We start from the raw sequence: 23,951 nt of genomic DNA, 5'->3' as shown, positions 1-23,951 counted from the left end.
ACACTCTCTAGGCTGATTAGGCCCGGCTCCTCTGGGCCCAAGGACCTATGGCCGGCGCCGAAGAATCGGTTAAACTTCGGGCATGAGACGCCTACTTCCGATCCTCGCCCTCGTCCTCGCCTCCGGCGCGTTGACCGGCTGCAATGAGGAGAATCAGGCCGTGTCCGCGAAATCAGGCTCCGGCCCGGCGACCCGCGAGAAAGACCCGCCGCGCCGCCGCAGCTCGGGCAAGGACCTTGTCGCCTACGCCCCGGCGACCGATTTCAGCGGCGCCGCCCCGGAGGACGCCGCCAACGGCGCCAGCGCCATGTTCGACGGCGCGCGCATGCGGGACGGAGTGGCCTCGGCCGGCTACGCTCCCGGCGGCGCCGCGGGCGGCCGCACGGGCAAGCGCCTCCTTTATACGGCGGCCGCGAGCGAGCGCATCACCGACCTGCGCGGCGCCGTGCCGCCCCTGCCGGACGACTACGACTACTCCCGCAGCGGGGCGACCCCGGGCTCCGCCAAGGACGCGGGCCTGACCTTGCTCGGTTTCGCCTCGTTCCAGCTCGAGCAGAAGTTCCCGACCGTGGCCCCGATCATGAGCCGCCTCGGCTGGCGAGCCGCGCCCCGGCGCGGCTCGAACTCCGCGCACGCGCCGTACCGCGTGACGGTCCACCACACGCAGGGCAAGCAGGCGATGAACGAGGTCGAGACCGCGCAGGCCGTGAAGAACATCCAGCACTATCACATGGTCGGCCGGGCGCGGGAAGGCAAGGAGAGCTTCGATGACATCGGCTACCACTTCCTCGTCGCCGGCGACGGGCGCGTGGTCGAGGGACGCCGCGCGGAATACCTCGGCGCGCACGCCGGCGGGGCCAACGACGGCAACATCGGCGTCGCCATGATGGGCGACTTCAACAAGGTCAAGCCCACCGGCGCCCAGATCGAGAGCCTCACCCGCCTCGTGACCTATCTCTCGGTCAAATATAGGAAGGACCCGAACGCCAAGGGCTTCCTCGAGGCCCATCAGCACTACACCAACACCGACTGCCCCGGCGCCCACCTGATGGCGATGCTCGACTCCCTGCGCCGCAAGATCGACAAGGAGAACGAGATCATCGTGAGCGGCGGCGTCGCCGGTACCGACTTCACGCCGCTGGCCGTCGTCGGCTCGTGAGGCTCGGCCTCGCCGCCGTCCTGCTCCTGGCCGCCTGCTCCCGCGAGGGGCGCGTGCCTCCCGGCGCGGCCGTCGCGCTCGATTACGAGCTGACCTCCGGCGGGACCGTGATCGAGTCGAACGTCGGCCGCGAGTTCCTGACCGTGATCCAGGGCGACGGCAACCTCCCCGGCCCCGTGGACGAGGCCCTCGTGGGCATGAGGAAGGGGGAGGAGAAGGTGCTCGTGTTGACGCCCGACCAGGGTTTCGGCCCCGTCGACCCGGATAAGATCCGGACGATCCCGCTCGAGAAGTTCGGCGTCCTGGCCAAGGATATCGCCCCCGGCAAGGTCGTCGCCGGCGCCAAGGGCGGCAAGGCGGCCGAAGGCCGCGTCGTGAAGGTTTCGGACGGCGCCGCGACCCTCGACTTCAACCACCCCCTCGCGGGGAAGGCCCTGCGCTACAAGATCAAGGTCGTCGAGATCCGCTGAGCGGCGTCGGACTATCCTTGAGGATAGTCGAAACACTTCATAGGATAAGCCATGCTCAGCTCCTGGCCGGCCTTCGCGGCCGCGGCGTGGCTCCTCGCTCCGGCTCCCGCCGCGGCCTCCGCGATCGACCTGCACCTGCATCTTCCCATGATCGAGGACCAGGTCAAGCTCGAGGACCTGAAGGCGGCCGACATGCGCCTCGTCGTGGTCCCGCTGTACGCGACGCCGGTCCTGTCCCAGCTCCGCGGCGGCTACGCCCGGTCTCTGTTCCGCCAGATCGGCCAGGTCGAGCGCTGGGCGGCCAAGGATCCGCGCGTCGCCCTTGTGCGGACGCCCGACGAGGGCGAGGCCGTGCTCGGGTCCAAGGAGTGGCGTCTCGGCGTGATCCTTGCCGTCGAAGGGGCGGGCGGGGCCGACACGCCGGAGCGCCTCGACCGGCTGTGGGACCGGGGCGTGCGCATGCTCACCATCGCGCACTTCGTCGACTCGCGCTGGGGCGGGGCCGCCGCGGGGCGGTACTGGCCGTTCCCGACTTGCGTGCCCGGCGGCAAGGACGCCGTTCGGCGGAACCCGAAGGGGCTTTCGAAGGACGGGGAAAGGCTCGTCGACTACGCCGTGAAGAAGGGCCTCATGCTCGACCTGACCCACGCGAGCGACCGGACCGCGCTCGACCTGGCCGCGCGCCATCCGAAGCTGCCGATCCTGTTCACCCACCAGGCGGCGCGCGAGCTCACGCCGTGCGAACGGACGATCCCGCCCGAGCTCCTGCGCGAGGTGAAGCGCAGCGGCGGGCTGGTCGGCCTCGCGCTCGCCGCCAACTACGCGGGACCGGACCGAGCCTCGCTGTCGAGGCACGCGGCGGTCCTGGCGCGCGAGGCGGGGCCGGAGGCGGTGGCGCTCGGCTCCGACTTCAACGGCGTGATCGGCCTGATCGACGGAGTCCCGGGCCCCGTTGCCTACGGCCTCGTGCTAAAAGAACTGGCCGCCGCGGGCATCCCCGCGGACGGCGGGGCCGAGGCCTTCGTGAGGTTCTGGCGCCGGACGCTGGCCGCCGGCGCGCCTTAGCGCCGCTTGCCCCGGATCCGGTCGAGGGCGAGCCGGAATTCGTGGCGCCGGTGCTCGGGGGCTTTGGACAGCGCCTCCTCCAGGGCCGGGATCGCGTCGACGGCGGGGGGCTTCATCCGGGCGAGCTGGAAGGCCGCCGCCTGGGGCGCCCAATCGCCCGGCCCGGTCACGGTCGCGATCAAGGCCGCGCGGCCCTCCGCGCCGAGTTCTCCGAGGCCCCATGCCGCGTTCGAAGGGATCATCTTAGTCTCTTCCAAATCGGCGAGAAAAAACGGGATCAGGAGGTCCTTCGGCGCGCCGGGGCGGGCGGCCGCGCGCGTCAGGGCCTCTCGCGCTCCGGCGCGCGTGCTCTTGTCCGGGTCGGCGGCGGCCGGGATCAGGGCGATCGTCAGCGCGCGCAGGCCCGCCTCGTCGAGGGTCTCGAGCCGGGCGACTTCGGGCACGCGCGCCAGGATCGCCGCTTGGCGCTCCTTCATCATGGTGTATGGACGCATGAAGTAGGGTAGGCACATCAGGAAGTACCACCCCATCCACACGACGGCGACCGCCGCGAAGGTCCGCGCCGCCCATTCGGCGCCCGTCGGATCGGGGTCGCCGCGCCAGGCCCGGGCCGCCGCGCGCGCCTGCTGACCGGTCAGGAACGCGCAACCGGCGGCCGCGAAGATGAACGCGGCCTTCATCGCGGGCTCCGCGGAGAGCTCCAGGCTCCCGGACAGCCAGGCGCGCAGGAGGTTCCAGGACAGATCGACGGCGAGCAGTCCCAGGGCCAGCCCGACGAAGACGCGCGCGAGGAACGATCCCCAGCTGGGCTTCCCTGGCGACGGCGTCACGGGCTCCATGAGCGCAGGATAGCCCTTGCGGCGCGGTTTATCTAGTGTCGCTCGTAGTAGAACCCGACGTCCTTGGCGTCGTCGGGGTTGATCAGCAGGAGCTCGTCGGTCGTCATGATGGGCTTCCAGTTGACGATGTCGACGAACACGGCGATGCGCGAGAGGACCTTGTCCGCGCCCTTGGCGATCGCGCCCTTGGCCTTGAAGGTGAAGATTCCCGGCGCGGCCTCGGTCATGTCGAACTTCCCCTTGACCTCACTCTGAAAGAATTCGGCGACCTTGTCGTCGCCCAGTCTCGTGTTGATGTTCTTGTGCGTGTAGTCGCCGCCCGTCGAGTCCTTGGAGCCGAAATAGGCGCCCGGCACGTAGCCTTCCCAGGTCGAGGACACCTTGCCGTCGAAGGTCACGACCTCGGCGACCGCGGGATCGCCCTTCTCGTAGCGCGTGAGCGTGGCGCCGACGAGGGTCCCCTTTTTGGCGAGCGTGAGCTCGCCCGCCGCGGCGTAGCCGCCGTCGATCTCGAGGCCGCCCGTCGCGGAGACCTTCAGCGGCTTGACCGCGAAGCGAAGCTTGTCGAGCTGCTCCACGCGGTAGATGTAGAGCCGCGGGACCCACCGCGCGATCTCCAGGCGCTCGGGCCCCGGGATGTAGGGAAGGCGGGTGTACTCCGCCAGGATCGCGTAGCCCGCGGTCGGGTTCGTCTTGTCGGCCTTGAGGAGGAAGGCCATCACGTCGGGACCCTTGAGCAGGGCCGACAGGCCGCCCCACGAGCCCTCGGGGATCGGGCCGGCGTGCGCCGCCGAGACGAGAGCCGAAACGAGAAGCAGGGAACGAAGAAAGTTCTTCATCTTTAAGTCTCCTAGAAGCCGAACAGGCCCTTGGCCACGAGCCAGGGGATGAGGATGTAGAGGATGCTGTCGCGGACGAGATAGTACGAGAAGACGGCCGCGATCGCGATCCAGCCGAGCTTCCACGCCGTGGAGAGGAAGGTCTTGGCCGCGCGGACGTTGGTCATGAACCGAGCGGGGGTGTAGGGCAGGACGAGGCTGCCCGCGAACGTGCGGACGGCCGAGCCCAGCTGCTTCAGATCGCCCTTCGCCTTCTCCTTGAGCGTCGGCTTGCCCTCGGGGTTCGCGGCGCGGAGGTCCGGGTGGACGCCGTCGAGCGCGCGCTCGGCGGCGATGTCGGCCTGGGCCGTTCCCTTATAGACGCGCAGCATCATGTCGCGGCTGATCGCCGGGACGAGATGCTTGTCCTCGTTGGCGACCGTGTCCGCGTACAGCTGCAGGAGCTGGCTGGTGCGCTTCTTCACCGCGATCTCGCCGAGCCAGCGCGAGACCGGCCCGCCGATCCCCGTCTGGGAATCGCGCCAGCGCTTGTCCTCGCGCATGCGCGCGAAGTCGTATTCCGTCATGTAGTCGCGGCCCGGGGCGTAGCGGGAGAACATCTCGTCGAACACCGCCATGTCCACGTCGCCGGGCGTCAGTCCCTTGTCGTTGTTCTCGTGCGCGTAGACGCCCGTGGACGATGGACCCTGGGCCTGGACCATGTTCGGCACGTAGATCGCCAGCGGGTTGAAGAGGATGCCCGCCTTCCAGCGCGCCTTGATGCCCATGCCCCGCTGCGTGCGGTGGCCGAAGATCAGGTGCGACATCAGCGCGGTCTTGAACGCCATGAGCCGGCCCAGGCCGTGCTCGTGGAGCACGCGGTAGCTGTGCCGGACGGTCGCCACCGGCTGCTTGGCCCCCGCGGGGACCAGCATCCAGTAGCGGCGCTCGAGGTCGGACTTCGCCTCGGGGGCGGCGTCCTTGGCCGTCGCGACGGGGTAGCCCTCGCGCAGGCGGTTCTGCAGGGCGATCTTGAGGATCGCCATGTCGTTCTCGTACTGCTTCGTGGCGCCGATCACCGAGCGGGCCTTGAGGGCCGTGACGCCCGCGAAGATCGCGACCACGGGGTTCGTGGCGAACAGGCTGACCGCCGCGAAGCCCGCGACGAGCATCGCCGCGGTCGCGGCGAGCTTGCCCGCGCCGGCCGCCCAGCGCGAGACCTTCTCGCCGAGGAACAAGGTCGGGAACATCGAGCGGCGGCGGTCCGTGTACGCGGACTGCCACGCCTTCTGCATGTAGCGGTACGCGAGCATCCGCTTGTAGTAGAGGAAGATCGGCAGGCCGAGTGCCACCGCCGCGACCGGCACGATCGTGAACGCCGACACCGCGACGCCCATCCACGCCGAGAAGGCCGTGAACGAGCCCCACAGCGCGAGCTTGAACGTTTTCTTCAGGATGATCGAGGAGTTCGCGTTAGCCGTGTCGAGCAGGCGCACCGGGAACGTCTCCGTGTCCTGCCACGGGGCGAACCAGCGCGTCACGCCCTCCATGGCCTTGATGACGTCCTTGCCGCGGGGAAGGCCCTTCATCGCGCGGGCGAGGACGCCGCCCATGCCGCCGGAGTGCCAATGCCACTCCATGCCCTCGAACGTGTAGTCCTTGTGGGAATAGAGCTCGGTGAGGTGGCGGTTCGACTTCACGCGGCGCGGGGCGTTGAGGACGAACTGGTAGAACTGCGTGAAGCCGAGCGCGAAGCCCGCGGGCTTGGGCTCGGCGAGGATGCCGATGCCGGCGTCCACCTTGTTGACGTCGCCCTCGAACTTGACCTCGAGCGCCTTGGCCAGCTCGGCGTCGCCGCCGGTCAGCTCCAGGAAGCTCGCCACGGGCGGCTCGCCGACGGAGCGGCGGAACTCGTTGTAGGAGCCCGTGCCGTCGGTGCGCTCGCGGAAGGTGTCGGCCTCGGCCAGGTCCATCAGCTTATCGTGCTGCTGGTCCTTGAACTGGGTGAGCGCCTTCGGGAAGTTCTTGAGCGTGAGCGCGCCGGCGGACTTGCGCACGAAGGACCAGGCGAGGACGTCGTAGCCGTACTGCTCGACGATCGGGCGCGTGTTCGAGTGGATGAAGTCGATGAGCTCGCGGCGGCCGAGCAGCTTCTCGCCCTCGGTCGCCGTCGGCGGCGCGAGGAACTCGTGGTCGCTGAGGATCATCTCGTGCAGGCGATAGACGAAGCGGAAGTGCTTCGGCACCTGGAACGGGCCGTCGTGGTGCTCCCACTTCGAGCCGGGCATGCCCCAGAACACGTCGTTGTTGGTCAGCGGCTTCATCAGCTTGCCGAACCAAGGGTGGCGGTACGACGCGCGCATCACCCACGCCTTGAACTTGGGGCCGAGGAGGCCGTAGTACTCGGCGTGCATGCCTTCCTGAAGAGTAGGGTGCTGAAGGAGATCCTCGGTCCACTCGGTGGTGTGGATCTGCGCCGTGCTCGCGACGTTGATCTTGCGGGCGTAGTCCCAGAGCTTCGCGTCGTCCCAGCCGGGGTTGAACTTCCTCAGGTGGTCGACGATGTTGTTGTGGTTGACCACGAACGCCCAATGAAGGAAGGAGAGCAGGGGGTTGTAGTTGTTGATGAAGCCGGAGTGATCGATGCCGGGCTTGGTGGGGTGCGGCGGGAGGTTCCCGTTCTCGTCGAGGCGGAACTTGCCGTCGGTCCACGTGCGCAGCGGCTTCTGCTCCTCTTCGTTCGTGCCGTAGATCTGCGCCTGGATCCAGGCTTGGGTGCGCTCGTTCATCGGCGTCGGCCGGCCGTTGTCGGTGACGCGCGTCGGGTCTTTAGAAGTGCGGTCGAGCAGCGCTTCCTTCTCGGGCCACTTGTCGCCCGGGTTGCGGGGCATCACGTGCGGGTTCTGACCGATGGGGGCGCGCTTGGTGTTGCCGCCGAAATTGTGGAACTGGAACTGGATCCAGCCGCCGGCGAGATCGTTGAGGATGCCCGCGGGCTTGACGATGTCCTTGCCGGTGTTGGGATCCTGGTCGCGGTGGCGCAGCTTGCCGACCTCTCGCGCCGACGGAGTCATGTTCTCGACGTCGGGGCGGACCTGCTTGGGCGGGATGTTGGAGCCGAAGCGGGTGTTCTCCGCGCCCATGCGCGGGTTGTCCGTGTCGACGGCCCACGAGCCGTCGGCGGTGTAGCCGCGCTTGGCCTGCTCGGGCTCCGCGCCCTTGGGCTTCTGGTCGTTGGCGGCGTAGTCGTAGGGGTCGGTGATCGTGCCCGAGCGCAGGAAGCGGATCTTGCCGATGAGGTAGAGGAGGCCGAGCTTGGTGGGCCACTTGTCCCACGAGACGCGGCGGTTCGGATCCTTGGAGAACTTCAGGTTGGCCCACTGGAGGATGTTGTAGAGCGCGTTCCAGTAGACGTACTTCGCCGGGCTGATGCCGACGCGCGAGGAGCGCGGGGCGAACAGCTCGGGGTTGGTCTCGGGGGAGACGGGCTTGGAGGGCGCGAGGCTGGCCGCGGGGGCCTTGGCGGCGTCGCCCGCGGGGACGGCGGCGTCGTCGTCCTTCGACGCCGCGCTCAGGGCGCCGTTGGTCCAGAAGCTGTCGAGCGCCGCGGCCTTGCCGGCGCCCTCCTTAGTGTCGGCCTGGAGGCGGGTCTGCAGGGTGCGGGCGGCCCCGGTGACGGGCGCCGGCCTCGCGGCCCGCGCGGGCGCGGCGAGGACCGGGCGCAGCGCGAGGGGGGCGCTCGGCGCCTGAAGCGCCGGCGCCTGGAGCGCGGGCGCGGCGAACGCGGCCGGCGCGGGAGCGAGCAGGCTCGGGACGCTCAGGTTCGGCGCGGAGAGCGGCGAGAGAGCCGGAGCGGTCAGCGGGGCGATCGCGCCGGTCCCGGGGAGCGCGGCCGGCGCGGCGCGGCCGATCGTCTGGGCGAAGGATTGTCCGGGGATGGAGACGGCGAGAAAAAGGGCGACGGCCTTGCGCGGGGAGAGTATGACGTTGATCATAGGGACCGATGTTACCAACCCCGGCGGAAAGACGCGCGGGGCGAAGGTCCTACGAAGTGACGACTCTTACGGCCTAGGAAAACTAGGCCTTTCTGCGCGCGGCGAGGGAGGCGACGATGGCGAGGAGCAAGGTCCCGCCGATGACGGCCAGCGAGGCGCCGGTGGAGACGTGGTAGAAGTCCTTGACGATCATCTTCACGCCGACGAAGACGAGCACGGCGGAGACGCCGGCCTTCAGGTACTTGAACTCGGTCATCGAACCCGCGAGGAGGAAGTAGGTGGAGCGCAGGCCCATCACCGCGAAGATGTTCGAGGTGTAGACGACGAACAGGTCCGAGCTGACGCCGAGCGCCGCGGGGATCGAGTCCACGGCGAAGATCAGGTCCGTCGCCTCGATGACGACGAGGGCGGCGAACAGCGGGGTCGCGTGCAGGACGCCGTCGAGGCGCGTGAAGAACTTGTGGCCGTGAGTCCCGACGGTCACGGGCAGGAACTTGTGAAGAAGGCGCAGCGCGGGGTTCTTGCCCGGCTCCATCTGCTCCTCTCCCGCGAACATCATCTTGCCGCCGGTGTACACGAGGACCGCTCCGAACACGTAGAACATCAGGTGCGAGGCCTCGAGGAGGGAGAGGCCCGCGAAGATGAACACGAAGCGCATCGCGATCGCGCCGAGGATGCCCCAGTGGAGGATGCGCGGCTGGTTCTCGGGCTCGATGCCGAAGAAGGAGAAGACCAGGATGAAGACGAAGAGGTTGTCCACCGACAGCGACTGCTCCAGGATGTAGGCCGAGACGAACTGGAAGGCCTTGTCGTGGCCGTAGACGAAGTACACGGCGAGGGCGAAGCTGAAGGCCAAGGCCCACCAGATGGCGACCATGACGGCGGCCTCGCGCACGCGCATGACGTGCGCCTTCTTCTGGAAGACGCCCAGGTCGAGCATCATCATGACGCCGATGACGAGGATGAAGCCCGCCCACAACCAGGTGACTGCCATAGGGGTGAAATTCTACCATGTTGTCCCATGATCTCGATTTTCACCGACGGCGCCTGCTCCGGCAACCCCGGCCCCGGGGGCTGGGGGGCCGTCATCGCGACGCCCGACGGGAAGGTCCTCGAGCTCGGCGGCCGCGAGGAGCCGACGACGAACAACCGCATGGAGCTCGGCGGCGTCATCGCGAGCCTGCGGGCGGTCTCCGCCATGCCCGGCGTCGCCCTGGTCCACAGCGACTCGACCTACGTCATCGAGGGCATCACGAAGTGGATCCTGGGCTGGAAGCGCCGCGGCTGGACCACCGCCGCCGGCGACCCGGTCAAGAACGAGGACCTGTGGCGGACGCTCGAGGCCCTGGTCGCCGAGCGCGGACGCGGCGGCGTGCAGTGGCGCTGGGTGAAGGGCCACGCCGGCCACGACGCCAACGAGCGCTGCGACGAGATCGCCGTCGCGCTGGCCAAGCGCCGGCCCGTCGACCTGTACGAGGGCCCGCTGCTGAGCTACCCGTACGGCTCCTTATTGCCCTCCGAGGCGAAGGCTTTGCCCTCGCGCCCCAAGGAGCGCAAGGCCGCCGACACGCGCCCCGTCTCCTACCTGAGCTACCTCGACGGCAAGCTCGAGCGCCACGCGACCTGGGGGGAGTGCGAGGCCCGCGTGAAGGGCCGCCCCGCGAAGTTCAAGAAGGTCCGCTCCGAGGAAGAGGCGGCCGAGGCGCGGAAGTCCTGGGGCCTGGATTAGCGCGGTCGCTATCGATGATCGCTATTCCCGGGAACAGCGATCATCGTTAGCAGCGCCCGCCGGCTGTTTCCGGAAACAGTTGCGGATATCCTTGAGGGTACGGTCTGACGGCAAAAAAAGAAGGGGCGGCGAGGATGATCCTCGCCGCCCCTTTTTCGTTTTCGGAGCTAGTTGGCGATGCTGTTCCCCTGTCCCTTGCGGATCACCGCGCCGGTGCTGATGCGGCTGTTGACGCGGCTGAACTCCCAGGAGGCGATGAAGATGCTCGAGCGCACGAAGTTGGCGGGCTTCGGCGCGCTTGCCGCGGATGTCAGGTCCGTGATGTTCTGGGGGCTGTTGCCCGTCAGGACGTCGATGGGCGAGCTGTGTATGACCGAGTCGACGTTCTTCTCGTTCCAGCCCCACAGCAGGCCCTTGACCTTGATGACGTCGCGCCGCACGACCCGCGCGTTGATCCGGAGGGTCTCGCCCTGGTAGAACGAGGCCCGGTCGTCGTTGATCACGAGCTCGATCCTCCCGCCGTTGTTCCGGAGGAAGGCCGAGACCTTGTCGGCCTCGGGCGCGCGCAGGACCTTGGCGCCGGCGACGAGAGTCACGCTCTCGCTGCCGCCGCGCTGGTCGTCGAGCCGCGAGGAGTAGCGGTAGGCCGCGCCGGAGAAGTCGTAGCGCGGCTGGCCCGTGCCGTCATAGGTGATGCGGATGACGTCGTTCTCCCACGGCAGGTCCTGCCCCTGCACCAGGCTCATGTCGAAGGAGACGTGGGTGGTGTAGACGCGGGGCTGGCCGTACTCGCGGGGAAGGCGGATGCAGCGCGCCTTGTAATGGTCGAAGCGCTCCTCCCAATGGGAGCCGTAGAAGCCGCCCTGCGACCAATCGTAGCGGTACACGGCCTGGTAGTAGCACTCCTTGGCCTCGCGGTACGACTGGCTGGTCAGGGAGCGGGAGTGGATCTTGTCCTGGTTGGCGGCGGTGCGGCTGATCGTCGCCGTGTCCTCGGTGCGGCCCCAGTTCGTGACGAACACGTCCCGCCAGCGGTACCAGCCGCTGTAGTAGTAGAAGGTGTCCGGGTTGCTCTGGTCCTTGTGCGGCCGGTCGTAGCCTGACGGCAGGCTGTTCCACCAGTCGTAATGGTCGAAGTCGGTGTTCCACCAGTTCGGCGCCGGCGGCGGGAACGAGCTGCGCCACACGGGAGCCGGGCGGGAGGGCGGGGTGGTCCCGCCGCCGGGGTTCTGGCCGCCGGGCTGGCTGCCGCTGCCGGGAGGCCCCGAGCGGGGCGGGTTCTGATTGCCGCTGCCGGGAGGCCCCGAGCGCGGAGGGTTCTGCTGGTCGCCGCCGCTGCCGGGAGGCCCGCCGCGGCGCGTCGTGTCCTGCTGCTGCTCGCGTCCGCCGCTGCCGGGGGGGCCGCCGGCGCTGCCGGGAGGGCCCTGCTGGACGAGGACGAACTTGGCGTTCTTGCCCGCGGCCATGTCGGCCTTGACGAGCGGCACGTCCGCGACGGCGTCACGGAGCGCGTCGCTCGAGCGGTCGCTCGAGCCCGCGCGGTCGGCCGAGCCGAGGCGCGCGGCGGCGTTGTCGAAGTCCGCGACGACGGCCTGCGCCCGGATGCGGGCCTGAGCCGCCGTCAGCTCGTCGGCCTGCGCCTGGAGCACGACCGGCGACGGCAGGACCGGCGTACCCGCCGTCCGGACCGGAGCCTCGACGACGGCGTAGCCGAGATACTTGCGCTCGGCGAGCAGGCCTTCCTCGATCGCCTTGCGGCCGGCGGGCGTCACCTCGGTGAGGACGAGGCCGTGAAGGAGGACCTCGCAGCGGACCTTCTCGGAGGTCAGCTTGCGGGCCTGCGCCTCGAGCTTCTTGCAGGCGTCGGCGGCGCTGACGGCGGGCGTTTGGGCCCGCAGCGGCGCCGCGGCCAGGACGAACAGCAGGATCGCGTTAACGGTTCTCATGGTGTCTCCTGTCTATGGGGGATCAGATCTCGAAACGGTCCTTCAGCCACTGGATGATCCAGCCGTAGGCGGTGCCGGAGTCCAGTCCGCCGTTCTGCGCGCTGCCCTTTCCGTCGGAGCCGTAGGCGGTCTGAGCGGCGCGGTCGTACGTCGCCTTGTCGATGCGGGGGGCGCCCGGCGGGAGGGGCTGGCCGTTCTTGGCGTCGCCGGGGCGGTAGTAGCGGCCGTCGTACTGCTCCCAGAGGGAGTACTGGAAGGCGGGGACGGACGACTTGTCCTGGGGAGCGGTCCAGTCGCGGACCCAGGAGAAGAACTTGCTGTCGATGAGGTGGCCCGAGTTGCTGCCCACGCCGGCGGCGGCGTCGCGCGCGGCGGCGACCAGAACCTCGAACCAGTTCCACTGCGTGTAGGTGGAGCGGTCCCCGGAGACGGCCTGGTAGTCCTTGTCGGTGGCCCACGAGCGCGACGTGCCGTTCGTCAGGTCGACGAACACGCGCGTCATGTTCATAAAGGAAGCGGCCAGCTTCTCGGCGGAGGCCGGGATGGAGGCGTACCAGGCGTTGTAGAACACCTGCTCGCGGGCGATCACCGAGGCGATGAACTCCCACGGCGCGCCGCGGTAGACGTCCTCGGAGCGGCCGTTGTAGCGGTTGAGCAGGTCGTAGGTCAGGATGATGACCGGGCGGCGGTTCTGGTCCACCGCGGCGGCGGCCATGTACTTGGCGTTCGGGTCGCTGTCGAGGAGGTAATAGCCGCCCTGATTGCGGAACTCGCTGTTGAGGGCCGCGAACACCTGGGAGCCGTTCGCGCCGTAGCGCAAGGTCGCGTCGAGCTTGCCCTGCTCGCTGCCGTACAGGCGGCGGTAGGGGCCGAAGTTCGCGTCGACGAGCCGCGCTCCGGTCTCCGTGTTGCCCGCGCCGTCGAAGCGGCGGCTGGCGTCGGACCAATCGCCGGCGGGGGACGACGGGCCTTCGGGCACGGACGCGGCCAGCGCCCGGGCGGTCATCAGGGCCTGGGGCACGGCGTCGCCGCGAGCGGCGACGGGCCGGGCCTTGGCCGCGAGAGCGGCGGGCGCGAGGGCCGCGGGCGCGAGCGCCGCGGGAACGGCGGCGTTGACGGCGGCCGGAGCCGCCGGGGCGATCAGCGCCGGAGCCGACAGGGAGAGGTTGAAGGTCAGCGCGGGAGCGCTGATCGGCGTCAGCGACGGCGCGCCGCTCATCGCCGGGGACTGCAGGCGGATCGGAGCGATGGAAGCGCCCGGAAGCGCTCCGGGCCGGGCCACGATCTGTGCGAACACGGACAGGGGGGCGAATAGAACCAGCAGCACTGCGCTCTTCATGGTCAGTCCTCCACGGCGAAGTCGACTGCGTCGCGTCAAGCGAACTTTAGTAATAGCGCGCGGACGCGCATAAGGGCCGTTGGGCCCAAGGCCGGCGTGGAATGAGGCCTAGGCGGGCGCGGGCCCTTCGTGCCGCTACGCGGCGGCGACCTGGCGCGAGCGCAGCCAGAGGAAGGCGTTGAACAGGTGGGAGCCGACCGCCGCCGCCCATACGAACCAGTCGAGGCGCCCGATCGCGGTGAGGGCGACGATGAGATAGACGTAGTCGCGGCTGGCGATGCGCTCGACGGTCAGCGCGAGAGGCCCGCGCTTCTCCTCGGGAACGCGCAGGACGAGGTACCACACCGAGAAGCCGCAGGCCAGGAACCCGGTCACGAGCAGGACGCCGGGAACGAGCCAGTCGCGGCCGGGGTGGAGGCGCGCGACGCCGATGGGCAGGGCGACGAAGGTGGCCAGGTGCGAGAAGTGGTCGGCCCAGACGTCGTAGGCCGCGCCCGCGGGGGAGGACAGGTGCTTGAGGCGGGCGATCTCCCCGTCGCAGCCGTCGAGGAGGCAGCAGAACCAGAGCACGAGCGCGCCGAGGAACTGCAGGCGCGCCGAGGGCGCCGCGAGCCACCAGGCGCCGAGCAGGCCGAGGACGAGGCCGGCGGTCGTGACGTGGTTCGGCGTGACGGGGAAAGGGAGGAGCACGCGGGAGATCGCGATCGACAAGCGGCGGGCGAACTTGGCGATGTAGCCGTCGTTGTCCTTGGCCAGGCGCGCGAACAGGACGGCGGCCGAGCGCTCCGCGGCGGCTCCGCGCGCGTCGAGGAAGGCTCCTCGCGCGGCCTCCGGGGCGGGCGCGGCCAGCGCCTTGGCGAGCACGTCCGCCGCCGGCAAGGTCCCCGCGCCGAGCTCCGCGGGCGCGCGGCGCAGCGCGGCGACGGCGAGCCCGTCGACGAGGCGGCGCGCGTCGCCCGCGCCGGCGGCCGCGGCGAGCTCCTTCAGGCCGCCCTCGTCCGGGAAGAAATCGGCGTCGAGCGCGAGCAGCGGGAGGCTCTTGTCGAGCGCGGGAGGCCCGGTCTCGTCTCCGAGGACGGGCGCGCCCGCGGCGCGGAGCTGGAACGCCCACTTGCGGAAGAAGTCGTCGCCGACTCCGGAGATCACGATGCGCGAGGGCGCGAGCTCGAGCCCGGCGCGGACCGCGGCGCGCACGGCGGACGGCAGGCCGGCCACGAGCGGGGCGTCCGCGCGGGCCGAGAGGAGCACCTGCCAGCTCACGAGCGCCTCGTCATCTCGAACAGGCTCGAGGCCTGGCTTCCCAGGAAGCCCTCGAAACGGCGGCCGTCGATCAGCGGCCGCTCGGCGAGCTCGAAATAGGCGTAGGTCCACGGCTTCTTGACGACGCGCGAGCCGGCGCGCATCTCGACGGGGACGACGACCGCCTGGGTCGAGGTCTGCCGCAGGCTGGAGCCGGGCGCGCCCTCGATCTCGGCCTTCATCGGCACGCCCGCGGCCTTCAGGGCGGCGGCGGTCGACTCGATGTCGCCGAGCGCGTCCACCGCCTGCGCGTGCACCGCGGCGGTGAAATGGTTGACCGAGTGCCCGTGCAGCAAGGTCCACGCGGCGAACTGGGACTCGCGCTCGAGCGCGGCGGCGTCGGCCCGCGACGGCGCGGGCCAGGGGCGCGCGAACTGCGCGGCCCAGCGGCGCAGGAGCTGGGCCCGCCGCTTCGCGCCGACCTTCGGGAGGTCCGACAGCCCCGCCAGGTCGGCGTCGCTCAGCCGCGGCGCGGACCGCGCCGTGGCCCGCAGGATGATCCGGCGCGCCCTCGGCGAGAGCTCCCAGGTCCGCAGCTCGGAGACGAAGAGCTTGGGGAGGCTCTCCGACGGAGGGGCGAAGTGGATCGCGGTCAGGCTCTTGTCGGGGAAGTCGTACGCGCCGGCGGCCCGGTAGCCGAGGGCCTCGAACGGGCGCGAGAGCGCGGCGATCCCCGTCCAGCGCGACTGCGCGGCGAAGGTCCGGAAGGCGACGTGGTCGTTGCGGAAGGTCCCGCCTCGGGCGAGGAGGAGGTCCTCGTAGACGCGCGCGTAGGAGACCCGCTCCCGGTACTCCTGCCACAGGCAGTCGAAGAGCCTTTCGAGGAACGCGGTCTGCGCGATGATCATCGGCCTGATTTTATCAGAAAAGGTCGCCTTGGGCGTCGACGGCGAAGTCCCGCAGCGAGGGCTCGTCGACGGAGGCGGAGCCGACGCGGGGGGATACGGGGCGCGCGGCGAGGAGCTCCGAGGGATACGGCCGCAGGAGCTCCTTGAGCCGGTCGACCGGGGTCTTCGGGTCGAGCCATTCCGCCTCGGCGTCGCGCGCGAGCATCGCGGGCATGCGGTCGTGGAAGCGGGCGACCGCCGGGTTCGGCTCGCAGGTGATCATCGCGAAGTTCCCCGGCTCCCAGAGCCCGGCGAAGGCGAACAGCTCCCCGGACTTGAGCGAGAAGTACCGCGGCGACCGGTCGGCGCCCTTCTTCGGCCACTCGTACCAGCCGTCGGCGGGGATCAGGGCGCGGCGCCACCGGAACGCCTCCCGGAAGAAGGGCTTGTCGAGCAAAGTCTCCGCGCGCGCGTTGATCTGCGGCTTGGCCTGGGGGCCCTTGGCCCAGGCCGGCAGCAGGCCCCATTTAAGGAGGGCCATGCGCCGCTCCGGGGCGGCGAACAGGACGGGGGCCTCCTGGCTCGGGGCCAGGTTGAAGCGCGGCTTGAGGCCCGGCGCGGGGTTCGCCGCGAAACGCTCCGCGAGGGCCTTCGGGTCCGCTCCGACGGCGTATCGGCTGCACATGGGCGCCCATCGTACCACACGCGGGGCGCTTCTGCTAGAATGTGGGCCTTGAGCATAGCCAAACCGTCTTTGTCGCGCCGGGCCTCCGGCGTGCTTCTGCACCCGACGTCCTTGCCCGGCGCGCGCGGCGGGACCTTGGGCGCCGAGGCCCTGGCCTTCGTCGACTTCCTCGCGGACTGCGGGCAGTCGTGGTGGCAGATGCTGCCCGTCTGCCCGCCGGACGAGATCGGCTCGCCCTACGCCTCGCCCTCGAGCTTCGCGGGAAGCCCCGCCCTGATCGACACGGATATACTCGCGGTCGAAGGTTTCCTTAAAAAGGCCGAGCTCGGCCAATCCAAGCCGAAGGCCCTGCGCGCGGCCTTCTCGTATTTCGGCCGCCGCGGCTCGCGCGAGGACAAGGATGACTTCGAGGCGTTCCGCTCCCGCGAGTCCTGGTGGCTCGCCGACCACGCGCTGTTCATGGCCCTCAAGGACGCCAACCACGGCCGCCCCTGGACGGAGTGGGACGAGCGGCTGCGCCGCCGCGACCCCGAGCGCCTGGCCGAGGCCCGCGCGAACGTCCCCGAGGAGCTGCGCTACCACGAGTTCGCGCAGTGGCTGTTCTCCCGGCAGTGGCTGGCGGTGCGCCGCCACGCGGCCGCGCGCGGAGTCTCCCTCATGGGCGACGCCCCGATCTACGTGCGCCACGACAGCGCGGACTGCTGGGCGAACCAGGAGCTCTTCTTCCTCGACGGGGCCGGCGCCCCGACGGCCGTCGCCGGCGTGCCACCCGACTATTTCTCCGCGGACGGCCAGCTGTGGGGCAACCCGCTCTACCGTTGGGAGCGTCACAAGGAGACCGGCTTCGCCTGGTGGCTGTCGCGGCTGAAGGCCTGCGCCGAGCGCTTCGACGCCCTTCGCCTCGACCACTTCATCGGCTTCCGCAACTACTGGGAGATCCCCGCCGGGGAGGAGACCGCGATCAAGGGGCGCTGGGTGACCGCGCCGGGCGACGAGCTCTTCGAGACCGTTCGGCGCGGGATCCCCGGCCTCGAGATCGTCGCCGAGGACCTCGGCGTGGCGACGCCGGCGGTGATCGCCCTGCGCGACAAGTTCGCGTTCCCGGGCATGCGCCTGGCGCAGTTCTCCTTCGGCGGCGAGGAGAATGACTGGCCCGAGAGCTGGCCGGAGAGCTGCGTCGGCTACACCGGCACGCACGACAACGACACCACCCGAGGCTGGTGGGAGGACGACGGCTCCCTCAACGCCCAGCGCTCCGCCGCCCAGGCGGAAAAGGAGCGCCGCGCCTTCCGCCGCGCCCTCGGCCGCGAGCCGGCGCTACCGTCCTGGGACATGCTGAGCCTCGTCTGGCGCTCGCCGGCGAAGACCGCGATCGTCCCGATGCCGGACCTGCTCAACTGCGGCGGCGACGCGCGGATGAACCGCCCCGGCACCGCGACCGACAACTGGCGCTGGCGCATGGACCCCGGCCAGCTGACCCCGCGCCTCGCCGGGCGCCTGGCCCTGCTCACGGGCGCCTGCGGCCGCGCCCCGGAGCTCGAATGAACGCCGGCGCGGTCGACCACCACCCGTCGGGCCTGGCCGAGCTCGACCTGCATCTCTTCAACGAGGGCACTCACGTGCGCCTCTACGACAAGCTCGGCGCGCACCTGGAGACGCACGGCGGCAAGGAAGGCGCGCGCTTCGCGGTCTGGGCCCCGAACGCCAAGAAGGTCTCCGTCATCGGCGACTTCAACGGCTGGGCCAAGACCAAGCACCCGCTCAAGCCGCGCGCCTCGTCCGGCATCTGGGAGGGCTTCATCCCGGGCGTGGGCAAGGGCGCGGTCTACAAGTACTGGGTCTCTTCTCACGTCGGCGGCCACAAGGGCGAGAAGGCCGACCCGTTCGGCTTCCGTCACGAGGAGCCGCCCCGCACCGCGTCGGTCGTCTGGGACCTCGACTATCAGTGGAACGACGCGGAGTGGATGCGCACGCGCAAGGACCGCGCCGGGCTGGCGGCGCCGCTGGCCATCTACGAGGCTCACCTCGGCTCCTGGCGCCGCGTCCCCGAGGAGGGCAACCGCTCCCTGAACTACCGGGAGGCGGCACCCCTGCTCGCCGCGCACGTCAAGAAGCTCGGCTTCACCCACGTCGAGCTGATGCCGATCATGGAGCATCCGTTCTACGGCTCCTGGGGCTATCAGACCACCGGCTACTTCGCGCCGACCTCGCGGTACGGCTCCGCCCAGGACTTCATGTTCCTCGTCGACCACCTCCATCAGGAGGGGATCGGCGTGATCCTCGACTGGGTCCCGTCTCATTTTCCCACCGACGGGCATGGGCTTCATTTTTTCGATGGGACCGCTTTATATGAACACGCCGACCCGAAGCTGGGGTTCCACCCGGACTGGAAATCGTCGATCTACAATTACGGCCGCAACGAGGTCCGGGCGTTCCTCATCTCGAACGCCCTGTTCTGGCTCGACAAGTTCCACGCCGACGGCCTGCGCGTGGACGCCGTCGCCTCGATGCTCTACCTCGACTACTCGCGCAAGGAAGGCGAGTGGATCCCCAACCGATTCGGCGGCCGCGAGAACCTCGAGGCCATCGACTTCCTGAAGAAGTTCAACGAGCAGGTCTACCTCCACCACCCCGACGCGCAGACGATCGCCGAGGAGAGCACGGCGTGGGGGGGCGTCTCCAAGCCCACGTACCTCGGCGGCCTCGGCTTCGGCCTGAAGTGGGACATGGGCTGGATGCACGACACGCTCAAGTACTTCCGCGAGAACCCGATCCACCGCAAGTACCACCAGAACGAGATCACCTTCCGCGCGATCTACCAGTTCCACGAGAACTTCGTGATGCCGCTCTCGCACGACGAGGTGGTCCACGGAAAAGGAGCCCTCCTGGAGCAGATGCCCGGCGACGACTGGCAGAAGTTCGCCAACCTGCGCCTGCTGTACGCCTGGCAGTGGGCGATGCCCGGCAAGAAGCTCCTGTTCCAGGGCGGAGAGCTGGGCCAGCGCCAGGAGTGGAGCCACGACCGCTCGCTCGACTGGCATCTCCTCGTGCATGACAGCCACAAGGGCGTCATGCGCTGGGTCGAACGCTTGAACAGGGTCTACCGTTCCGAGCCCGCGCTCCACGAGCGCGACTGCGACGAGCGCGGCTTCGAGTGGGTGGACGCCTCCGACGCCGACAACTCCGTGCTGTCGTTCCTCAGGAAGGGCGCGTCCGAGGACGAGCAGGTGCTGTGCGTGTTCAACTTCACGCCCGTGCCCCGCGGGGACTACCGCGTCGGCGTGCCCTGCGGCGGCTGGTGGGCGGAGCTCGCGGACTCCGACGCGACCGAGTTCGGCGGCTCCGGCGTCACCCTCGGCGGCGGCGTCAAAGCCGACAAGGAGCCGTGCCACGGCCGCCCGTACTCGGTGAAGCTGCACCTGCCGCCGATGGCGGCGGTCTTCCTCAAGCGCCCCGCTAAATAGCGGAAGAGCCGTGGACTATCCTCAAGAATAGCCCGTGGGCTATCCTCAAGGATAGTCGAGGCAGAACGAACTGTTTCCGGAAACAGTCGCTCCCCGATCCTCATGGTGCGAGTTCGGCCGGCCTAGAACCGCGCGGAGTAGTTCACGCCGACCTTCTCGGAGGCCATGCGGCCGTCCTTCAGGCCCCACTCGGTCTTGAACGAGAGGGGGGAGCCTCGGCGCGACAGGCTCAAGGCGGCGAGGCCGCGGCCGTCGCCGTGCTGCAGGGCGGCGCTCAGGGCGTTGCCGGTGCTGGTGTCGAAGTCCACGCGCAGGGACCCGACGTTGAAGTCGGTGCGCAGGCCCGCGACATAAAGGTAGGCGCCGCCGAGCACGCCGGCGGAGAGCATGAACTCGGGGTCCCAGTTGGCGATGTTGGAGGCGTAGGCGCCGCTGTCCTTGCCGAAGCGCTCGAGCTGGTAGCGCCGGACCAGGGCGTCGGCGACGGCGTCCGTGAGGACGGTGGCGTGCGCGCTCGCGGCCTCGCGCTGCCAGGCGGCGGTCTCGGCGGGGCCGATCGGGCCGACGGGGCGGGTCTCGATCAGGCGCCGGGACGCCTTCTCCTGACGGTAGCGCAGGCGCTCGGAGAAGACCTTGTCGGAGGTCTCGACGGGGACCGCGCTCATGCGGCGCGACAGGCGCCCGGGGAGCACGGCCGAGATCAGGTGGCCGCGCACCAGGCCGTAGACGCCGTCCGCCACGGCTTCCACTCCTCTATAGACCGGGCGGGCGGACTCGGCCCAGTCTTCGGCGCGGGCGGGAGCGGCCAGGACCAGCAGGAGGAGAGCGAGCGCCTTCATTCCTCCAAGGGTAGCCGCGGGACCGCTCCGGGTCGGGGGTCTGCGGGCTTCGGAGGGGAAGGCGTAGGGCCCGTCGAGAAATGGGCCTTTGGACCTAGCAGGAACGGCGAGGGCGCCTCGGCGCGTCATCGTGGTGTGGACCTCTCGTGGTGCGGAGTCCTCGGCAGGGTAGCCGGGACGTGTTGCGTCTTCATTGCGGCGGCGCTGATTTGATATCCTCCCCCACCATGAAATACACCCTAGTGGCCTTTTTGCTCCTGATCGCCGCCGCATCGCCGGTGCGCGCCCTCATCAAGACCAAGACCGTGGAATATAAGGACGGAGAGACGGTCCTCCAGGGCTACGCCGCCTGGGAGGACGGCTTCAAGGACGGCCGCCCCGGCATCCTCGTCGTGCACGAGTGGAAGGGGCACGGCCCGTACGCCCGCAAGCGCGCCGAGCAGCTCGCCAAGCTCGGCTTCACGGCCTTCGCCGTGGACATGTACGGCAAGGGCGTGTACGCGAAGGACCACGAGGAGGCGGGCAAGCTCGCCGGCGCCTTCTTCGGCGACCGCGCCGCGATGCGCCGGCGCGCCCTGGCCGGCCTCGAGCAGCTGCGCAAGCTGCCGTTCGTCGAGCAGAACAAGCTCGGAGCCATCGGCTACTGCTTCGGCGGCACGACCGTCCTCGAGCTCGCGCGGGCCGGGACCGACCTCAAGGGCGTCGTGAGCTTCCACGGCAACCTCACCGCCCCGATGCCCGCGGCGGAGCGCCCCAAGGCCGCCATCCTCGTGCTCCACGGCGCCGACGACTCCCACGTCAACCCGGGCGTCCCCGGGTTCATCGAGGAGATGCGCAAGGTCGGCGCCGATTGGCAGCTCGTCCAGTACGGCGGGGCGGTGCACAGCTTCACCGTCCCCGAGGCCGGGACCGACACCGCGAAGGGCATGGCCTACGACAAGGACGCCGACAAGCGCTCGTGGGAGGCGATGCGTTCCTTCTTCGACTCCCTGTTCTCCGAGAGATTCGGGAAATAGTCACCTTTCCGGTCTCTAGGCCGTTCTAGGCCCAAAGACCCCCGACGCGCGGCCTGACATGGCTTACAATAATGTCCATGAGCCAACGCCTCCTTCGCGCCGCCGTGATCGCCGTGTCCGCCGCCGCCGCCGCCGCCGCCCCGGTCCGCGCCCAGATGAAGCTGATGGCCGAGCCCGACAGCGAATGGGAGTCGGTGACGGCGCCGGGCGACCCGGGCTCCACGCCCGACACCCCGATCGGCCCGACGACGCCGGAAGGCGGCTTCTCCGCCCCCGAGCGCGTGACCTTCGGCGAGAAGATGCGCGAGCGCGTCCTCGACCAGCTCTGCCGCAACGTCAAGCTCAAGTACGACTACAACCTGCCCGGCGACTTCGGCGGCACGGGCGCCGGCTTCAAGCGCTGGCTGGCCCCGCTCCCCGACGGCCGCCTGACCATCGTCGACGAGGAGCGCCTCAGCGTCGGCTACGGCCACGGCTTCTCCAAGGTCGTCAGCGAGTCCGTCGGCGTCGCCGTCGGCCTGTGGGTCGGCGGCCGCATCGAGGGCTCCTCGATGGTCATCCGTCCGCTCGCGGGGAAGGCCACCTGCAAGGAGATCGACACCCTCGTCGACCTCCGCGATATAAAGACCATCCTGCCTTTCAAAGCGTCGCGCGTCAGCGCGATGCAGGTCGGCGAGCTGTGGCGCATGCCCTTCCGCCTGACCGTCGGCCACACCGAGTCGATCGGCGACGCTCTGGCCGAGAACCTCAACCTCTCCTTCTCCTTTAACGGCACCGAGGCCGGCGCGGCGACCCTGACCGTCTACCGCCTGTCCGAGTCCCAGCTCCGCTTCCGCTACCGCGTCGACCGCGTCGAGATCCGCACCCGCGGCGGCAGCCTCGTCCAGACCATCCCGGCGGTGGAGTTCGCCTCGCTCGGCACGAACATCCTGGCCAACCTCGTCGACCACGAGCTCGCCAAGCAGCTCCGGCGCTACACGGTCGCCTCCCTCGGCTTCTCGAACTCCCGCTCGCAGGGCAAGCGCGTCATGCTCGAGTACGTCGTCGACCCCCGCGACCCGGCCCAGGCCGAGGCCGTCGCCCAGGCCCTGCACGGCGACTTCCGGTCCCTGGCCAGGATGGGCTGGCGCATGGGCACCCAGCAGGCCACCGACGAGAGTACCGAGGCCGCCTACCTGCGCATGAAGGACGAGCACGACAAGGAGCTCGGCCCGGCGCAGTTCGCGGCGATCGACGCCTACACCCAGAAGGCCAAGTCGATCACGTTGAACCTGCCCTTCCTGACCGCGCAGAACTGGTCGAGCCTCCGGGCCGACAACACGACGACGCGCTACACCGACGAGCAGGGCCACATCCACTTCGAGCGCGCGGACAAGTCCCGCCAGTCGGAGTACTTCAACATCCCCTGGGTCGGCCCGCTGGTCAAGGACCAGGTCCAGCGCGACGTCCAGGTCGTCACCGCCGCCCGCGCCGGCGAGGAGTACGGCGCGCCGATCGTGGTGTACCTCCAGCAGCACGGCTTCCTGCGCGCGACCGAGAGCTCGGTGCGCGAGAAGGCCAAGGAGCTCAGCGAGATCATGGCCCTGGCCGGCACCCGCGGCAACGGGCCGAACCCGCGCCTGGCGGTGCCCGTCGACAAGCACTTCCCCGAGCCTCCCGCCCCCGAGCCGAGCTACGACTTCGACCGCCATTCCTCCGGGAACCAGGAGCCCGCCAACCGCAAGGGCGCCATCGCCTTCACCCTCGTCTTCAACCAGGAGGGGGTCAAGCAGCTGACGGCGGCGACCGCCGAGGACGTCATCAGGTCCTACACCGCGACCGTCGACTCGATCCCGGCCGCCAAGTGGCTCCTGGCCAACGGCGCGCTGAACCCGAAGAACGGCAAGGTCGAGTACGACTGGCGGGCGGCCCGCGAGGCGTTCCCCGACCGCGACGACACCATGCGCGGGGGCGGCGGAAACCGCAGCTACGAGGAGGGGGAGATCGAGCACATGGCCAAGGTGGCCTCGGGCCTGATCGCCGACCTCGCCTCGGCGCGCGACGCGAAGGACAACGAGTCCCGCTCGGCGGCGCTGGCCAAGGCTTTCGCCGGCCTGGGCGAGAGCGGCCTGCCGTACGACGAGGCCCTGCGCGTGTTCGTCCAGCTCGTCGACCCGATGAACCTGACCGCCGACTTCACGGCCCGGGTCGACCGGCCCAAAAAGGAGGGCGATCTCGCCCTGCACTTCGCCCTCAAGAAGGGGCGGCCCGACAACAAGCTCCTGCAGCTGGCGGGAGAAGCGAAGTCCCGCTTCGCCGAGCCCTCCATCCTGGTCGACTAGCCGATATCACGCTCATATAGGCGGGGGCGGAGGACCAAGGCGCCTCGGGGACGGGCGCGATTGGCCGCGCCCTCCGGGGTAGAGGCAACAATAACACCCACGGTTGCCACCAACCCCAAGCCCCTCGGCGCCTTGGTCCT

The 23,951-nt window shown here is 69.8% G+C and carries 18 protein-coding genes; 8 read left to right on the top strand and 10 right to left on the bottom strand.

Annotated features, from left to right (window positions below; genetic code table 11):
- Nucleotides 1–82 precede the first annotated feature (82 nt).
- Genes HYV14_00590 through HYV14_00580 form a run of 3 tightly spaced genes read left to right on the top strand, consistent with a single transcriptional unit; the run spans nt 83 to nt 2,694 of the window.
- Complete coding sequence (locus HYV14_00590) at nt 83–1,159, top strand: N-acetylmuramoyl-L-alanine amidase (GenBank protein ID MBI2384489.1); 1,077 nt, start codon at nt 83–85, stop codon at nt 1,157–1,159.
- Nucleotides 1,156–1,629, top strand: a complete 474-nt coding sequence (locus tag HYV14_00585; GenBank protein MBI2384488.1) for an FKBP-type peptidyl-prolyl cis-trans isomerase — start codon at nt 1,156–1,158, stop codon at nt 1,627–1,629. Before HYV14_00590 ends, HYV14_00585 begins: the two co-directional genes overlap by 4 nt.
- A gap of 51 nt (nt 1,630–1,680) precedes the next feature.
- Entirely contained in the window at nt 1,681–2,694 is a 1,014-nt protein-coding gene (locus tag HYV14_00580) for a membrane dipeptidase (GenBank protein ID MBI2384487.1), read from the top strand.
- Here HYV14_00580 and HYV14_00575 read toward each other — a convergent pair.
- From HYV14_00575 to HYV14_00560, 4 genes are all read right to left on the bottom strand, one after another.
- A complete protein-coding gene (locus HYV14_00575; protein MBI2384486.1) occupies nt 2,691–3,533 on the bottom strand; it encodes a hypothetical protein in 843 nt (280 codons plus the stop codon). The two genes, HYV14_00580 and HYV14_00575, sit on opposite strands and share 4 nt — an antisense overlap.
- 32 nt (nt 3,534–3,565) lie before the next feature.
- Complete coding sequence (locus HYV14_00570) at nt 3,566–4,372, bottom strand: hypothetical protein (protein MBI2384485.1); 807 nt, start codon at nt 4,370–4,372, stop codon at nt 3,566–3,568.
- 11 nt (nt 4,373–4,383) lie between these two features.
- A complete protein-coding gene (locus HYV14_00565; GenBank protein MBI2384484.1) occupies nt 4,384–8,346 on the bottom strand; it encodes a hypothetical protein in 3,963 nt (1,320 codons plus the stop codon).
- An 82-nt stretch (nt 8,347–8,428) separates the two neighbouring features.
- The gene (locus HYV14_00560) at nt 8,429–9,340 is read right to left on the bottom strand and encodes a TerC family protein (GenBank protein MBI2384483.1); all 912 of its coding nucleotides are present in this window, start codon (nt 9,338–9,340) and stop codon (nt 8,429–8,431) included.
- 27 nt (nt 9,341–9,367) lie between these two features.
- Here HYV14_00560 and rnhA point away from each other — a divergent pair, with 27 nt between their 5' ends.
- The gene (rnhA, locus tag HYV14_00555; protein ID MBI2384482.1) at nt 9,368–10,075 is read left to right on the top strand and encodes a ribonuclease HI; all 708 of its coding nucleotides are present in this window, start codon (nt 9,368–9,370) and stop codon (nt 10,073–10,075) included.
- A gap of 167 nt (nt 10,076–10,242) precedes the next feature.
- Here the strand turns inward: rnhA and HYV14_00550 are convergent, their stop codons facing one another.
- The 5 genes from HYV14_00550 to HYV14_00530 form a co-directional block, all read right to left on the bottom strand.
- Nucleotides 10,243–12,021, bottom strand: a complete 1,779-nt coding sequence (locus HYV14_00550; protein MBI2384481.1) for a hypothetical protein — start codon at nt 12,019–12,021, stop codon at nt 10,243–10,245.
- Between the two features lie 22 nt (nt 12,022–12,043).
- Nucleotides 12,044–13,360 (bottom strand): hypothetical protein, encoded by a 1,317-nt coding sequence (locus HYV14_00545; protein ID MBI2384480.1) that lies wholly within the window; start codon nt 13,358–13,360, stop codon nt 12,044–12,046.
- Nucleotides 13,361–13,495: 135 nt separating this feature from the next.
- Complete coding sequence (locus HYV14_00540) at nt 13,496–14,620, bottom strand: CDP-alcohol phosphatidyltransferase family protein (protein MBI2384479.1); 1,125 nt, start codon at nt 14,618–14,620, stop codon at nt 13,496–13,498.
- On the bottom strand, nt 14,617–15,507 hold the full coding sequence (locus tag HYV14_00535) for a DUF1338 domain-containing protein (protein ID MBI2384478.1): 891 nt from the start codon (nt 15,505–15,507) through the stop codon (nt 14,617–14,619). Before HYV14_00535 ends, HYV14_00540 begins: the two co-directional genes overlap by 4 nt.
- A 13-nt stretch (nt 15,508–15,520) precedes the next feature.
- Nucleotides 15,521–16,171 carry an SOS response-associated peptidase gene (locus tag HYV14_00530; GenBank protein MBI2384477.1) on the bottom strand — a complete coding sequence of 217 codons (651 nt, stop codon included), beginning with the start codon at nt 16,169–16,171 and terminating at the stop codon, nt 15,521–15,523.
- Nucleotides 16,172–16,210: 39 nt separating this feature from the next.
- Between HYV14_00530 and malQ the strand changes: the two genes are divergently transcribed.
- Nucleotides 16,211–17,716 carry a 4-alpha-glucanotransferase gene (gene malQ, locus HYV14_00525; GenBank protein MBI2384476.1) on the top strand — a complete coding sequence of 502 codons (1,506 nt, stop codon included), beginning with the start codon at nt 16,211–16,213 and terminating at the stop codon, nt 17,714–17,716.
- On the top strand, nt 17,713–19,635 hold the full coding sequence (glgB, locus tag HYV14_00520) for a 1,4-alpha-glucan branching protein GlgB (GenBank protein ID MBI2384475.1): 1,923 nt from the start codon (nt 17,713–17,715) through the stop codon (nt 19,633–19,635). Before malQ ends, glgB begins: the two co-directional genes overlap by 4 nt.
- Nucleotides 19,636–19,757: 122 nt before the next feature.
- Here the strand turns inward: glgB and HYV14_00515 are convergent, their stop codons facing one another.
- Nucleotides 19,758–20,474, bottom strand: a complete 717-nt coding sequence (locus HYV14_00515; GenBank protein MBI2384474.1) for a hypothetical protein — start codon at nt 20,472–20,474, stop codon at nt 19,758–19,760.
- A 227-nt stretch (nt 20,475–20,701) separates the two neighbouring features.
- Here HYV14_00515 and HYV14_00510 point away from each other — a divergent pair, with 227 nt between their 5' ends.
- On the top strand, nt 20,702–21,490 hold the full coding sequence (locus tag HYV14_00510) for a dienelactone hydrolase family protein (GenBank protein MBI2384473.1): 789 nt from the start codon (nt 20,702–20,704) through the stop codon (nt 21,488–21,490).
- Between the two features lie 77 nt (nt 21,491–21,567).
- Nucleotides 21,568–23,811: a hypothetical protein gene (locus HYV14_00505; protein ID MBI2384472.1), complete on the top strand. Its 2,244-nt coding sequence runs from the start codon at nt 21,568–21,570 to the stop codon at nt 23,809–23,811.
- Nucleotides 23,812–23,951 lie beyond the last annotated feature (140 nt).

Source organism: Elusimicrobiota bacterium, from assembly GCA_016182905.1.
Taxonomy (GTDB): Bacteria; Elusimicrobiota; Elusimicrobia; order UBA1565; family UBA9628; genus GWA2-66-18.
This window is presented reverse-complemented; position numbering and strand designations above follow the sequence as displayed.